The sequence below is a fragment of the Pseudomonas sp. R15(2017) genome (assembly GCF_002112685.1).
GTDB classification, from domain to species: Bacteria; Pseudomonadota; Gammaproteobacteria; order Pseudomonadales; family Pseudomonadaceae; genus Aquipseudomonas; species Aquipseudomonas glycinae.
The window spans coordinates 235,323-248,713 of sequence record NZ_NEII01000001.1 but is presented as its reverse complement, the minus strand read 5'-3'; the positions used below and the strand labels follow the sequence as shown (position 1 = coordinate 248,713).

Annotated in this window: 13 protein-coding genes; all 13 read right to left on the bottom strand. The window is 61.0% G+C overall.

The window, feature by feature from the left end; translation table 11 throughout:
• Positions 1 to 11: 11 nt before the first annotated feature.
• Positions 12 to 887 carry a type IVB secretion system protein IcmH/DotU gene (icmH, locus tag CAF77_RS01140; RefSeq protein ID WP_007954389.1) on the bottom strand — a complete coding sequence of 292 codons (876 nt, stop codon included), beginning with the start codon at positions 885 to 887 and terminating at the stop codon, positions 12 to 14.
• Positions 888 to 892: 5 nt separating this feature from the next.
• Positions 893 to 2,224 (bottom strand): type VI secretion system baseplate subunit TssK, encoded by a 1,332-nt coding sequence (tssK, locus tag CAF77_RS01135; protein WP_011336586.1) that lies wholly within the window; start codon positions 2,222 to 2,224, stop codon positions 893 to 895.
• 2 nt (positions 2,225 to 2,226) lie between these two features.
• Entirely contained in the window at positions 2,227 to 2,727 is a 501-nt protein-coding gene (gene tssJ / locus CAF77_RS01130) for a type VI secretion system lipoprotein TssJ (protein ID WP_011336587.1), read from the bottom strand.
• Between the two features lie 5 nt (positions 2,728 to 2,732).
• Positions 2,733 to 3,926 (bottom strand): type VI secretion system-associated FHA domain protein TagH, encoded by a 1,194-nt coding sequence (tagH, locus tag CAF77_RS01125; RefSeq protein ID WP_064379813.1) that lies wholly within the window; start codon positions 3,924 to 3,926, stop codon positions 2,733 to 2,735.
• An 18-nt stretch (positions 3,927 to 3,944) separates the two neighbouring features.
• Positions 3,945 to 4,085 carry a hypothetical protein gene (locus CAF77_RS01120; protein WP_003229566.1) on the bottom strand — a complete coding sequence of 47 codons (141 nt, stop codon included), beginning with the start codon at positions 4,083 to 4,085 and terminating at the stop codon, positions 3,945 to 3,947.
• A 93-nt stretch (positions 4,086 to 4,178) separates the two neighbouring features.
• Positions 4,179 to 5,705: a sigma-54-dependent Fis family transcriptional regulator gene (locus CAF77_RS01115; RefSeq protein WP_085653936.1), complete on the bottom strand. Its 1,527-nt coding sequence runs from the start codon at positions 5,703 to 5,705 to the stop codon at positions 4,179 to 4,181.
• Between the two features lie 10 nt (positions 5,706 to 5,715).
• Positions 5,716 to 8,373 carry a type VI secretion system ATPase TssH gene (gene tssH, locus CAF77_RS01110; RefSeq protein ID WP_011336591.1) on the bottom strand — a complete coding sequence of 886 codons (2,658 nt, stop codon included), beginning with the start codon at positions 8,371 to 8,373 and terminating at the stop codon, positions 5,716 to 5,718.
• An 11-nt stretch (positions 8,374 to 8,384) separates the two neighbouring features.
• The gene (gene tssG, locus CAF77_RS01105; RefSeq protein ID WP_039765146.1) at positions 8,385 to 9,392 is read right to left on the bottom strand and encodes a type VI secretion system baseplate subunit TssG; all 1,008 of its coding nucleotides are present in this window, start codon (positions 9,390 to 9,392) and stop codon (positions 8,385 to 8,387) included.
• Positions 9,356 to 11,143 (bottom strand): type VI secretion system baseplate subunit TssF, encoded by a 1,788-nt coding sequence (gene tssF / locus CAF77_RS01100; protein ID WP_011336593.1) that lies wholly within the window; start codon positions 11,141 to 11,143, stop codon positions 9,356 to 9,358. The genes tssG and tssF overlap by 37 nt, the downstream gene beginning before the upstream one ends.
• Positions 11,144 to 11,238: 95 nt before the next feature.
• A complete protein-coding gene (locus CAF77_RS01095) occupies positions 11,239 to 11,601 on the bottom strand; it encodes a hypothetical protein (RefSeq protein ID WP_139831948.1) in 363 nt (120 codons plus the stop codon).
• Positions 11,602 to 11,603: 2 nt separating this feature from the next.
• Positions 11,604 to 12,455, bottom strand: coding sequence for a hypothetical protein (locus CAF77_RS01090; RefSeq protein WP_064379806.1), 852 nt, complete (start codon positions 12,453 to 12,455; stop codon positions 11,604 to 11,606).
• 5 nt (positions 12,456 to 12,460) lie between these two features.
• Complete coding sequence (locus tag CAF77_RS01085) at positions 12,461 to 12,964, bottom strand: PAAR domain-containing protein (protein WP_085653935.1); 504 nt, start codon at positions 12,962 to 12,964, stop codon at positions 12,461 to 12,463.
• Positions 12,965 to 12,975: 11 nt separating this feature from the next.
• Entirely contained in the window at positions 12,976 to 13,383 is a 408-nt protein-coding gene (gene tssE / locus CAF77_RS01080; protein WP_064379801.1) for a type VI secretion system baseplate subunit TssE, read from the bottom strand.
• Between the last annotated feature and the right edge of the window lie 8 nt (positions 13,384 to 13,391).

Genomic DNA, 13,391 nt, shown 5'->3' with positions numbered 1-13,391 from the left:
CACGTCCCTGTTTACGGCTGCGACTGCGGCTGAACCGCGGCCGGATCAAGCGGCTGATAAGGTTGCAGAACGGTGTCGCGCTGCTCGCCCAAGACCCAGGCGAAGCCCGAATACATCATCACCAGACAGACGAAGGTGAACAGCACCACCATCCACGCCGGCACGATGCGCACCAGATTGCGGCGCTGATCGTTGAGGCCTTCCCACTGCGGCGACAATTCACGCGGCACATCGCCACGCAACTGACGGATCTGCCGGTACAGGGCGTCGCGGATGCCTTCGAGTTCCAGCATGCCGCGCGCCTGCACGCGGTACTTGCCCTCGAAACCGAGGGACAGGCACAGGTACATCAGCTCCAGCATCGGCAGGTGCTTGACCGGGTTTTTCGACAGCCGATCGAGCAGCTGGAAGAACTTCTCGCCACCGAAGGTTTCGTTGTGGAAGCTGCTGAGCAGGCTCATCTGCGACCACTCGCTTTCGTTGCCCCACGGCGTGGTCACGACGGCTTCGTCGACCACGGTGCAGAGCACGTAACGGGCGGCCATCACCTGGCTGCTTTCGGCGCCGTTGTGCAGGGCGCGCACTTCGAACAGCTTGAGCCCGGCGGTCAGGCGCTCGTTGAGCGCGTAGAGGTCTTCGCGGGTTTCGCTGTGTTTGAGGCGCACCACTTCCGACAGCAGTTCGGACGACGCGGCCACCAGCGAATTGAGGCTGATGTTGAAGGCCTCCGCCGGGCGCAGGCGCGCGGCGTAGATCATCCGTTCTTCCAGTTGTTCGAAGCGCGGCGGCGCGGCGAAGTCGGTCAGCGGACTCGCCGCCGGGCCATGGCCCTGACGGTCGAGCAGGACGGTTTTGTCGTCCTGGTTGTGTTCCATGTCCTTGATCATGTCGGTCAGTTCCTGATGGCCCAGAATTTCAGTTCAAGCTCGGCGAATTCGCCGGACACATGGAACGCGAAGCCGCCGGAGCGCTCGAGTTGTGCCAGGTCTTCGGAACTGAGTTCGAGGATGAAATAGGTTTTGTTGGAGTGGAACGCGATCTGCCGCGGGGCCACCGGCAACGGTTTGACCTTGATCCCCGGCAGGTGCAGGTTGACCAGTTGGCGGATGCGCTCCACCGGGCCGACCTTGAGGTGCGCAGGCAAGCGATTGCGCAGTTCTTCGGAGTCGCAGTTGGCACTGGCTGCCAGCACGAACGACGCCGAGCCCAGCAGTTTGTGGTCGTGCAGCGGCGATACGATGATCCCGTACTGACGCGCTTGCAGGATCAGTTCGATGGCGTGCTGTTCCAGCACCATCGACAGCACCTGACGGATCGACTCCATCAGTTTGCGGAAGCTCGCGCCCTGGTCGGCGTGGGAGTAGCGGCTGTCCAGACGCGGGCGTTTGCTGTCGCTGGAGAACGTCGCCAGATCGCCGAGCATGGTCAGCAGCGTACGGTACAACTCTTCCGGGTGAACCTGCTCCAGGCCCAGGTAGTGGCGCAGCAGCAGTTCGGTGCGGTTGATCAGTTGCAGCATCATGAAGTCGCCGATTTCCGCGCCGCCGACCTTGCCGTTCGAACGAATACGCTCGGCAATGGTGTCGCCCCGGTGGCCGAGCATGCTGATCACTTCTTTCAGGCACGACAGCAGGTAGCTGGAGGCGTGGGCCTGAATGTAGGTCGGCACGAAATCCGGATCGAGGCTGATCACGCCGTCCGGCGTGGTGTCGAGCACATCGCAGATCTTCAGCTTCACGTAAGCCTGGTCACTCTGCTGCTCGCCGAGCAACAGCTTGAAGTCCGGGCGGCCGCAACTGACCTGACTGGCGGAATCATCACCGGCGTTGGAGTCGGCGACTTCGGCGTCATATGCGGTGTAGCGCGCCAGCACATCGGACTGCTCCGGGCGCCGGGCCTCGATGTGGTTACCGGTGACCAGCGGCAGCGCCAGGTAGATCGGCATGTTGCCGGTGTTCGGCGGTACGTCCAGCGCCAGCGGCTCGGTGTTGCCACCGAGTTCGAACAGGCTGCCGTCCGGCAGGATCCCCGAGGCTTCACTGATCACCAGTTTGCCCATGTTGAGGAACTGCAGGTCGATCTCGAGATTCAGGAAACCCCAGGTGTAGCCGCCCAGCAACTGGGTGCGGGTCTTCATCTGGTGATCGTAGTAGCGGTCGTTGTGCTGGAAGTGCTGCGGACGCAGCAGCATGCCTTCCTGCCAGATGACTTTATGGGTATTCATGATCAGTCATCCGCCTTGGCGAGCACTTCGTTGGTCTTGCGGATACCGGCCTGATCCAGGGTCAGATCGGCTTCGGTGACTTCCAGCGGCGTGATCGGAAAGGTGTGGCGCCACTTGGTTTCCGGCAGGTCGCGGTACGCGGCGAGGATGCCGATGAAGCGGCTGCCCTCCTCCACGCTGAGTTTCAGCTCCACGGTTTCACCCGGGCGCAGTTCGAGTTCTTCGCTGGCCACCAGATCCGGGTTGAGGGATTCCTTGGCGCGCTCGTAGAGGCTGAAGAAATCGGCGTTCTCGAACGTCACCGGGTGCTTGAGTTCGAACAGGCGCACCACGATCGGCGACGGACGACCGTTGAGGTCCGGGTTCAATTGATCGCTGCCGGTCAGCTTCAGGTTGATCTTGGTCACTTTCGAATACGGCGACAGCGACGAGCAACCGGCAAGCAGCACCAACAGGGTGAGCGCGGTCAGCGTCTTGAAAAAAGCGGTCGAGCGGCGAGACATGCGCATCATCCTTGGTGGTCGGTGTGGAGGGTGGAGATCAGGCGGATCTGTTCTTCGTAGGCCTGGGCGAAGTCGCGGGCCAGCAGGCGCTCGCTCCAGTCGTCGTCCTGACGCAGCGCATGGTGGTAACGGTTGAACGCTCTCCAGCGCCCGCCAGCGGTGGCGAGCAACGGCTTGTTGTCGCGCTCGAAACGCAGGGTCAGTTGCTCCGGCGAGAAGTGTTCCAGAGTGCCGCGTACCGCCGCGCGGCTGGCGGTCAGCAGCGCCACCTGATGCGCCTGCAAGTCGCGGAACGCCCGGGAGATCGCCTGCTCGGCCGGCAAGTGGCCCGGCTTGTGCGGCTGCAACAGGATGTCCAGCGCTTCGCTCGGATCGACGGCGAATTTCAGCGGATTCTTGTTGGTGCCTTGCACGGTGGTCTGGGCCAGACGCAGTTCGTTCTTCAGCTCGGAACGAGTGCGCAGGCTCTGTTGCAGACCGCCGATGCTCTGGCGCAGCAGACGTGCGGCGTTCAGCGCGAGGGCTTCACGCTCGTCGTGGCTGAGGTTCTTCACGTTCACGCCGAGGGCCGCGCCGAATTTGTCCCAGAAGGTTTCGCTCTGGCGCTCGACCGCTTTCGGTGCCGGTGCAGGCTCAGGCTTGGGCTCGACGATCAGCTCCGGCACCATCAGGCTTTCCATGTCGATACGCGCGTAGTCGGCGCGCTGACGGGAGTCTTCAGGGTCGGTCACCGGTGCGAGCATTTCCTCGAATTCCGAGTACACGCGCTCTTGCTGCTCCAGCGACTTCAGCGGATCGAGATCGAGGAACGCGTCGTCCGGAATGATGCTGCCGGCGGCACGCGGCAGGCCGACTTCACCGTCGAACGTCGCCGGGTCGCGCACCAGTCGTGCGCGAATCTCGAAGTCGCCCAGCACGTAGGTGCTGCCGTGCTCGATGCGCACCGGTTCGCCCTTGTGCAGGCGTGCGCCGCTGTCGCCGTCCTGCACACCGTTGCTGCTGGTGTCGGTCAGGAAGAACGAACCCTCGCGATAGCTGACGATGGCGTGGTGGTTGGACAAGTGCCGCTTGCGGTCAGGGATGATCCAGTCGCAGTCCTCGCCCCGCCCGATCACGCCGCCGGCCTGTTTGAAGGTCCGCTGGCACAGCTCGGTGGGCACGAACTGCTTGGTGTTCAGCATTTCGAAAACCAATTCCATGTTTGATGCTCCTTGCGGTCACTTGCCGCGATTGACCGCCTGCGGATCACCCAGCGGGCGGTAATCGTTATCGTTGAATTTGTAATTGCCGCTGCAGCCGCCGAGGCCGCATAGAACGACGAGGGTCAGCAGGACAGCGTGCCAGTGACGAACAGACATCAGAGGGTCTCCAGGTGTAGACAAAGCACAAAGCGCCGACCCTTGCGGGCGGCGCTGAAATAGGTGTTCGAGGTGAATCCGACGGACTTTCGCCTACCCATCGAAATCACCCAGATTGATGTTCAAGCGGCCGAGCCGGTACAGCAGCGTGCGTCGCGGCAAGCCCAGTTCACGGGCGGCGAGCGTCTGGTTGCCGTCGTTCTTGCGCAGGCAATCGAGCAGCAGATTGCGTTCGACCGCTTCCAGTCGTTCGCGCAGATTGAGGCCGCAGTGGTCTTCCGGCACCGGCGCCGATTCCAGGCGCAGCGAGAAATGCTCCGCCAGCAATTCGCCGCCCTCGCACAACAGCACCGCCCGCTCGACCAGGCCTTTGAGTTCACGCACGTTGCCGGGGAAGGTGTAACCGGAAAGGTGTTCCAGCGCTGCGTCCGACCAGCGCACCGGGTCACGTTGCAGGAAGGTGCAGGCCTTGTCGGCGAAGTGCTTGGCCAGGTCGAGGATGTCGCCTTCACGCTGACGCAGGGCCGGCAACTCGATCGGAAATTGCGCGAGACGGTAGTACAGGTCTTCGCGGAATTTGCCTTCGCTGACCAACACCGACAAATCGCGGTGCGTCGCAGCGATGATGCGCACGTCGATCTTGTGGGTGTCGTTGGAACCCAGCGGACGGATCTCGCCTTCCTGCAATACACGCAGCAATTTGGCTTGCAGCGACAGCGGCATGTCGCCGATTTCATCGAGCAACAGAGTGCCGCCGTTGGCCGCGTCGAACAGCCCGGCGCGGTCGCGATCGGCGCCGGTGAACGCACCTTTGCGATAGCCGAACAGCTCACTTTCCAGCAGGTTTTCCGGGAACGCCGCGCAGTTCTGCACGATGAACGCTTGCGACCGACGCGGGCCGCAATCGTGGATCGCCCGCGCGACCACTTCCTTGCCGGTGCCGGTCTCGCCACGCAACAGCACGGTGTACGGGCTGTGCAGGACTTTGCTGATCAGCGAGTAGGTCTGGCGCATCGCCGCGCTCTTGCCGATCAAGCCGTAGCCGCTGGCACTCGGCAGATTGCGCACGACCGGTGCGGCCGCATCCACTGGCTGGCGCAGACGCTGCAGCAAGTGCAGTTGACCAAGCACGAACGAGCCGAGCTGGCCGAGGGAATCGGCGAAGCCTTGCAGGTCGATGTGGCGACGACTGGCGCACAGCAACAGGCCTTCGACGGCCTTCTGCTGATTGACCAGCGGCACGCACAACAGCGACTGCCACGGCGTGGACGACGCCGGCAGAAAACTGGTTTCGTGCAGGCTGCCGCCCAGGTCGTCGAAGCTCACCACGCGGTTCTGGCACAGGGCGAACTGCAACAGTTGCTCGCCGTTGTAGTCCGCCGGCAGACTCGCCGCGCTGCGCGGTTGCAGCACGCCGTCCAGGCATTCGGCATTCATCCCCAGCGACGTGTGCGTAGCGTCCAGCAAGTACAGCTGCGTCAGTTCGCAACCGCTCAGCCCGGCCAGACCGCGCACGAAGTCACCCAGCAGCGCAGCACCGTCCGCCGCGCGCGACAGGCTGGCGAACTGCGCCAGCAAGGCTTCGGCATAGAGCAGTGGCTGCGGCACTTGAGTGAACATCACACTCACCTCAGGCGAACTCGCAGGTCACGCTGGCTTCACCGTCGAGCGTCGCATGCACGCGCTTGAGGCTTTCACCGGTGGCCATGGCGTCGAGCAAGCGGTCGGCCACCAGCGGCAGCACGTGCTGGTCGAGCAAGTGGTCGATCAGGCGTGCACCGCTTTCGCTTTGGGTGCAGCGCTCGGACAGGTGATCGACGAGGTTCTGGCACCAGGTGAAATCCAGCTGGCGACGGTTCAGACGCTCGCCCAAGCGACCGAGCTTGATCTCGATCAGCTCGCGCAGCACCGGGCCGCCGACCGGGTAGTACGGCACCACTTTCATCCGCGCCAGCAGCGCCGGTTTGAAGTGTTTGCTGAGCACCGGGCGAATGGTTTCTTCCAGCACTTCGGCAGTCGGACGCGCGCCGTCTTCGCAGAGGTCGCTGATCTTGTCGCTGCCCAGGTTCGAGGTCATCAGGATCAACGTATTACGGAAGTCGATCTCGCGCCCTTCGCCGTCGTTGGCCACGCCTTTGTCGAAGATTTGGTAGAACAGGTTGAGCACGTCCGGGTCGGCCTTCTCGACTTCATCGAGCAGCACCACCGAGTACGGCTTCTGGCGCACGGCCTCGGTGAGCATGCCGCCCTCGCCGTAACCGACGTAACCTGGCGGTGCACCGATCAGGCGGGAAACGGTGTGCTTCTCCTGGAACTCGGACATGTTGATGGTGGTGATGAAACGGTCGCCGCCGTACAGCAGGTCGGCAAGTGCCAGTGCGGTTTCGGTCTTGCCGACGCCGCTCGGGCCGACCAGCAGGAACACGCCGACCGGTGCGTCAGGCTTGTTCAGGCCGGCAGCGGTGGCGCGCATCGAGCGATCCAGGGCGTGCACGGCTTGTTCCTGACCCCGGATGCGGGTGCGCAGGTCGGTGGCGAAGCTGGCGACCTTGGCGTTGTGCTCGCGGGCCAGTTGCGCCAGCGGCACGCCGGTCCAGGCGCTGATCACTTCGGCCACCAGACGCGGGCAGACTTCGAAGCTGACCAGACGCTCCTTGACCTGAGCGGCGGTCAGGGCGCTGTGGGTTTCGTTGAGTTGCGCTTCCAGCGCTTCGACGCTAAGAGCTTCGTCAACTTCGGCGGCGTGGGTTTCGATCACGGTGCCTTCGGCGTCTTCTTCAACGGTCACCACCGGCTCGACCGCAGCGGCTTCACGGGCCTTGGCCAGTTGCTGGCGCAGTTCCAGCAGGCGCTCGGCCAGTTGTTTTTGCTCGGTCCACTGGGTTTCCAGTGCGACCATTTCGGCTTCGGCTTCGTCCAGGCGCGCTTCCAGTGCCTCCAGCGCTTCGTGGTCGATCAGCAGACCGGCTTCGGCATCGCGGCGCAGGGCCTGACGCTGACGACCGCCTTCAGCCAGTTCGCCACGCAGGCGTTCCAGGCTTTCCGGGGCAGCAGCGAGGCTGATGCGCACGCGGGCGCACGCGGTGTCGAGAACGTCGACGGCTTTGTCCGGCAGCTGGCGACCGGCCAGATAGCGGGCGGACAACTCAGCGGCGGACACCACCGCGTCATCGCGCAGATAGATGCCATGACTTTTCTCGTAGACCTGAGCCAGGCCACGCAGGATGGTGACGGCTTCGCTCACGGTCGGTTCGTGCAGTTGAACCGGCTGGAAACGACGGGCCAGCGCCGGGTCTTTCTCGAAGTATTTCTTGTACTCGGCCCAGGTGGTCGCGGCGATGGTGCGCAGTTCGCCGCGCGCCAGTGCCGGCTTCAGCAGGTTGGCCGCATCGGAACCGCCGGCATTGCCGCCCGCGCCGATCAGGGTGTGGGCTTCGTCGATGAACAGGATGATCGGCTTCGGCGAGGCTTTGACCTCGTCGATCACGCCTTTCAGACGACGCTCGAATTCACCTTTGACGCTGGCACCGGCCTGCAACAGGCCCATGTCCAGCGACAGCAGCTCGACACCCTTGAGCACTTGCGGCACTTCACCGGCAGCGATGCGCGAGGCCAGGCCTTCGACGATGGCGGTTTTACCGACACCGGCCTCACCGACCACGATCGGGTTGTTCTTGCGGCGACGGGCAAGGATGTCGACCATCTGGCGGATCGCGCCATCGCGGCACAGCACCGGGTCGAGTTTGCCGTCGCGGGCCTGTTGGGTCAGGTTATGGGTGAAGCGCTCCAGCAGCGATTCGCCCTGGGCGGCCGGCTTACCGTTGGCCGCTGCCTGAGGCTGTTGCGACAGGGCAAATTCCTTCAGGCGATCAATGTTCAGTTTGGCCAGCAACGGCTGGTAGCGGCTGCCGGCGTAGCGCATCGGGTTGCGCAGCAGCGCGAGGATCAGCGCCGCGTCTTCGACCGAGGTCTGGCCCAGCTCAAGGTTGGCCACCAGCAGCGCGTCTTGCAGCCACTGCACCAGTTCCGGAGCGAACACCGGGTTGCGCGAAGCGCTGTGCTCGACCCGCGATTGCAGGGCGGCGCTCAGTTCGCCGGCATCAACGTCGGCATCCTGCAGTGCCCGCGAGAGCAAACCGTTCGGGCGCTCCAGCAGGCCGAGCAGCAAGTCTTCGACCAGAATCTTGCTGCCGCCACGGGCCACGCAGCGCTCGGCCGAACGCTCCAGATCGCGACGGGTTTCGGCGTCCAGCGCCTGGATGAGTTGTTGCAGGTCTACGTTGATCATGGCTCACGTCCTTAATGAATTTTGCTGCCCAGGGTCACCACGCCGTCTGCTTTCTCGCAGCCCAGCCAACTGGTCCAACCCAGGCGACAGTCGTTCTTCTCGCCAATGCGCAGTTCGCGGATTTCTTCCGGGCGCAGCACCAGGCGAATGTCGTAATCGAGCGGGTCACGCAAGGTGAACCGCACCAGCGCGCAAAGCGGCTGGTAACCGAAACCGATGGGCAGGAATTCGTGGAATCGCTCCCAGTCGAGTTCGGTGATGTGAATGCGGAACTTGCCGCTGCGATCGCGCACGCGTTCGCCCAGCACCAGGTCTTCACCCAGCACACTGTTGGCGAAGCCGAGGCGGTTGCGCTGTTCTTCGAGGATTTCCACGCGGCGCTCGATGCACTGCTCGATGACCAGGTCTTCGTGCTTGAAGTAGTAACGCAGCACCGCTTCGATCAGCGCCGCCGAGTGCGCCCGCAGGCTCAGCAGGCCGAGGTACGGCAGCAGGCGCTTCCAGTTCAGTTCCTTGGCCTTGCGGATCTCGTCGCCACCGAGGCCGATCAGGGCGAACAGCTGCGACGAAAACGGGTCGACCGCGCCGCTCTGGAAGCTCGCGCGATAGCGGTACTTGCGCCAGATCGGCAGCATCAGCCGTTGCAGGCGATGGTGGAACAGGTCGAGGAAGTTGCGCGTCGGGTTGCCGTCTTCGCTGTCGCCCAGGGCTTGCTCGCCGTAGAACGCCGGCAGCGGCGAACCGGAACCGACCAGACCGATCAGGTTGAACCGCAGGCGCGCGCGCATCTGCCCGTGCTCTTCAAAAAACTCCACGCGATCGACGTCGCTGCGCGGAAATCCGAGGCTCGGGTTGGCCTGGAATTCCAGCTGGTCGTACAAATCGTCTTCGCTCAGGTACGGGTGCGCATCGCGCAGCCGGTCGATCACCAGCAGCACGGCCTGAAACAGCGAGTACTCGCGTATTACCTTCGTCAGCCCGCTTAAAGCAGGGGCTGCAGGCCCATACGTGGTGTCCATTGGTACACCTCTCCCTGTGTGCTTTTTACCCGCAGCTCATGGAATGAATTGAGACTGGCGTAAAGCGCGAAAAACTCGTTGAGAACCGAGGCGAAGACGAACAGGTCGCCTTCGCCGATATACCCTTCCGGGTCGATGGTCAGTTCGGTGCGCAGACCGCGCACCGGCAAACCACGGTGCAAGCGGTCCACGTGGTGATGCTTGATGTGCTTGAGACCGCCGAGCAGGCGTTTGCTGACCTTCTCCGCGTGCTGGTCGTAGTAGCGCGGCAGGTCGTAGGTTTCGAGAATCACCTTCAGTGCATTGACGTCGGCCAGCGACAGATAGTTAAGCGACATGTTGCTGATCAGCTTCCACAGGAAGTCACGGTTCAGCGGCGGCGCAAAACTCGAAGTGGCCGGGGTGATGTTGCGGAAACTCAGGAACTCCGGGGTCTCTTCGCAGGCCATGCAGATCTGCCCGAGCTTGAGTTTGCGCGGCAGGTTCTGGTTGGTGCAGACCAGCTCGATCGACAGGGTTTCATGGGCTTCGGTGTGGCGGATGCCGAAGCTCAGGTAGGTGTCGAGGCCGTCGTGCAGCAGCGACGAACGCTGACGGATGCTGTAATGCGGACGGCTGTTGGGCACGTCGAAACTAGGGTCGTGCTCGAAGGATTCGAACGGCACGTACTCCTGATAACCGAGCCCACCGGGCTTCCAGCCGGTCACGGTTTCCACCGAGAACACGCCGCAGTTTTCCAGATCGTATTCAGCCGGCAGCAGCAGGTATTCGTCCTGTTTGCCGTCGAGGCGGATCGGCAGTGCGTCGTGCTTGAACAGATTGACGATCGGCGTGCAGAACAGCTTCACGTTATCCAGGGTCGGACGCATGCGCATGATGCCGCTCTTGCGGATGTCGAAGCGCAATTCCAGGCCGCGCATCTGCTTGAGGGTGTCTTCCGGCAGCGCCTTGAGGATGTCGAGGCCGTGGACATCGACGAACAGGAACTTGTCCTGGAAGGCGAAGTATTCCTGCAGATAGCGATAGCCGCGGAAAGTGTTCAGCGGATACGGGATCAACGCTTCTTCTTCGGCAAAGCCCACCGGTTTGACCCGGTCGCCCGGAATCTTGAACGCCATCGGCTTGCCGCTCACGCCATCGATCGGCTTGCCGGCGCCGTCGAGCGGGATAAGTTCGATGCCGTCGAGGTTGCGCAGCAGGCTCAGGTAGAGCATCTGGCTGATGTAGCGCTCGCCGGCAAAGTGCAGGCGCAGCTTGCTCAGCTCAAGCTCGCCGAGGTGGCCGTCGGCACTCATCTCCAGGCGCAGGCTGAGCAGCGAACCGTCGCCCTTCACCGAGTAGTTCAGCGCGGCCAGATCCAGCGCCATGACTTCGGTCGGGTAGCAGGTGCGAAAGCGGCAACGCACGTCTTCGATCGGCACGCTCTCGATCGGCGTATCACGCTCGACCTTCAGCGCCGGCCCGGAACGCTTGAGCGGATCGAACTGCAGAATGCTGAACGCCGGCAGCGGGCGCATGTAGTTCGGCCACAACAACTGCATCAGGGAATGGCTGAGCTCCGGCAACTCGTCATCGAGCTTCTGGCGCAGCCGCCCGGTCAGAAACGCAAAGCCTTCCAGCAACCGCTCCACATCCGGATCCCGCCCGGCCTGCCCCAGGAACGGCGCCAACGCCGGACTACGCTCGGCAAAACGGCGGCCCAGTTGGCGCAGTGCGGTGAGTTCGCTTTGGTAGTAGTGGTTAAAGGACACGGGTTACCTGCCTGGTAGTGGAACTCATTAAAAAACAGCAGAACGACTCACGCGGGCTACATCGGCGATGACACCCTACAGTCATGTTTCAACTTTTATTTTCGAAAAAAAAGGCGATCAATTAATTGACCAGCGAATATCGCCGCAAAAGTCAGAATGCCACCCATTAATGTGTATGCCATCGCACGGACGGGATAGTGTGGCAAAAAATAATACAAAATAAGCGACAGCATGAATGCAACAAAAACGAGTTTGAGTTTAAGCTTTGAAATAAAAAAAGTTATAGCATTCATCAACACAAAATACTGAACCATTAGATCCGGCGTCATGCCGATACCGACGCCTCTAGATGTCAGCCCACCATACATATCTATATATACATCGACGCAATAATTATGCAAAGGAATGTAAATTACGCACACTATTAAATGCGGCACAAGACCGATCCAGCGACTCACACTCATTTATTCCATGTCCCGTACTGATCCATATCGCCTTGCGAGATAGAATTTACCAACTTAGCATTAGAAACGGGAACGTAAGGCGCCTCAGTAAGTTCAATTACGTGAGGAATACCTTTATCGTATACCGTGTCTTTTTTTACCACTAACTTACAGTTTTCTTTCGCCCACAAAATCCCTCGCAATATGATGAAGTTGTCGTAAACGTCTTTCGGACCTTTCTCTGCGCCAGTATAGGCCTTACCGTCGCCCCACTTCACGCCCGTTTCGCCAGCCATCTTTATCGCGAGATCTACCTGCTTTGTTTCTCGTAGATATTTTCTATAGGTATTAACCGCAAAAGGCACTTGGCCGATTCCATCAGCCCAATAGGGTTTATCCTCCATGAACACCATCAGGAATTCGTCACCGCCAGCGCTCTGGAATTTCCAGTCACCTGGCAGTCCGGAGTGGAAGGTAAAAGAAAAACGGTCAACAACCGCAAAGTCAATCAGCTCCTGCCAAGTAACATGCTTATATGCGGTATTTGAATCCGTTCCAGCCTGCATTGTTTCAGGATTAAGCCAGATAAGTTCTCTGTAATATCTGGCCAACGGTTCAAACCATTGACCTTTTTCTGCGTATAGCTTTTCTGCGGTGATAATTCTGAATGCAGAGTCATCCTTACCTGGTTTCAAGGCGAAGAGAGGAACGCCGTTTTTCCTGGTAATAATCCACGCCGACGGAAGGTCAACTTTCTTTGGTTTTGTATCTTTGCTTTCAGTTGTTTCAGCAAGAACCTTAAGCGTCGTCACTTCATCCTGCGTCACAAACGTGTAAGCGACACCATCGATGTTGATTATGGTCTCCATGCTTATTAGTCCGCCGAAATATATATAGTTACAGGCTCTGCTGTTTTGCCAGTTGAAAAACCACCTGACATACCTGTAGACGTTGAGCCTGTTTTCTCAATCCCGCTATCAGAACGCATGGTGTAGTTTAAATTTTCAACCGTCCTGCCATCTGCAGTTTTGAATTCAAAGACACGATTGAATATTCCAGGAATGATGACCGGCTCCGGCGGCACAAACGGCGCCGGCGAATGTGAATTCCCGATAATCACCGTCCCGGAACCGGCGGTGACTTTGTTACCGTGGGAGCCTACGGAATCAACAGTGACAGCAGACTTGCCGTTGATTTTCACCGTCGTGGCCAAACCGCCGACCATCGCACCACCACACGCGGAGGCATCGCCTTCGCGGGCGGCCGCAAGGCCGTCGAAGAACACGTCGCCGGAACCGGCGGCGATCGGATTGGTGCCGTGGCCGGGGAGCGGGCAAGCGGTGGGGTCGGATACGCGTGCTGCAGGTTTGCCAGACATCGGGGTTCTCCTTAGTTGACCTTCACTTGACCGCTGCCATCCAGGCGCGCGGCGAAACTGACCTGACGCTTGAAACCCTCGACTTCCAGCAGGCCTTCGATGCTGAAGGCCAGGCGTAGCTGGTCGTGGTCTCGCGGCAGGGAAATGACACGCACGTTGCTCAGGCGCGGTTCGTAGGCTTCGATGAAGCTTTCGATGGCCAGGCGGGCCTGACTCAGGGAGTCGTGCAGGCTCAGGCGCATGTCATTGAGATCGGGCAACCCGTAGTCGGACAGCGTTTGCACGCTGCCGGCCCGGGTGCTGAGCATTTTGGCCAGATGGGCAGCCACCGACGCCATGGCCGAAGCCTCGAGGCTCTTGCCCTTGCGCTGTTCCGCGTCGCCGTTGAGGCGCTCGAAAAGGCTGCCGTATCCGTCCATGAGTCGCT

Bases quoted from the DNA above. Each gene is read 5' to 3' on its own strand.
- icmH (WP_007954389.1), bottom strand. From the start codon at position 887: ATGATCAAGGACATGGAACACAACCAGGACGACAAAACCGTCCTGCTC.
- tssK (WP_011336586.1), bottom strand. From the start codon at position 2,224: ATGAATACCCATAAAGTCATCTGGCAGGAAGGCATGCTGCTGCGTCCG.
- tssJ (WP_011336587.1), bottom strand. From the start codon at position 2,727: ATGTCTCGCCGCTCGACCGCTTTTTTCAAGACGCTGACCGCGCTCACC.
- tagH (WP_064379813.1), bottom strand. From the start codon at position 3,926: ATGGAATTGGTTTTCGAAATGCTGAACACCAAGCAGTTCGTGCCCACC.
- CAF77_RS01120 (WP_003229566.1), bottom strand. From the start codon at position 4,085: ATGTCTGTTCGTCACTGGCACGCTGTCCTGCTGACCCTCGTCGTTCTA.
- CAF77_RS01115 (WP_085653936.1), bottom strand. From the start codon at position 5,705: ATGTTCACTCAAGTGCCGCAGCCACTGCTCTATGCCGAAGCCTTGCTG.
- tssH (WP_011336591.1), bottom strand. From the start codon at position 8,373: ATGATCAACGTAGACCTGCAACAACTCATCCAGGCGCTGGACGCCGAA.
- tssG (WP_039765146.1), bottom strand. From the start codon at position 9,392: ATGGACACCACGTATGGGCCTGCAGCCCCTGCTTTAAGCGGGCTGACG.
- CAF77_RS01090 (WP_064379806.1), bottom strand. From the start codon at position 12,455: ATGGAGACCATAATCAACATCGATGGTGTCGCTTACACGTTTGTGACG.
- CAF77_RS01085 (WP_085653935.1), bottom strand. From the start codon at position 12,964: ATGTCTGGCAAACCTGCAGCACGCGTATCCGACCCCACCGCTTGCCCG.
- tssE (WP_064379801.1), bottom strand. From the start codon at position 13,383: ATGGACGGATACGGCAGCCTTTTCGAGCGCCTCAACGGCGACGCGGAA.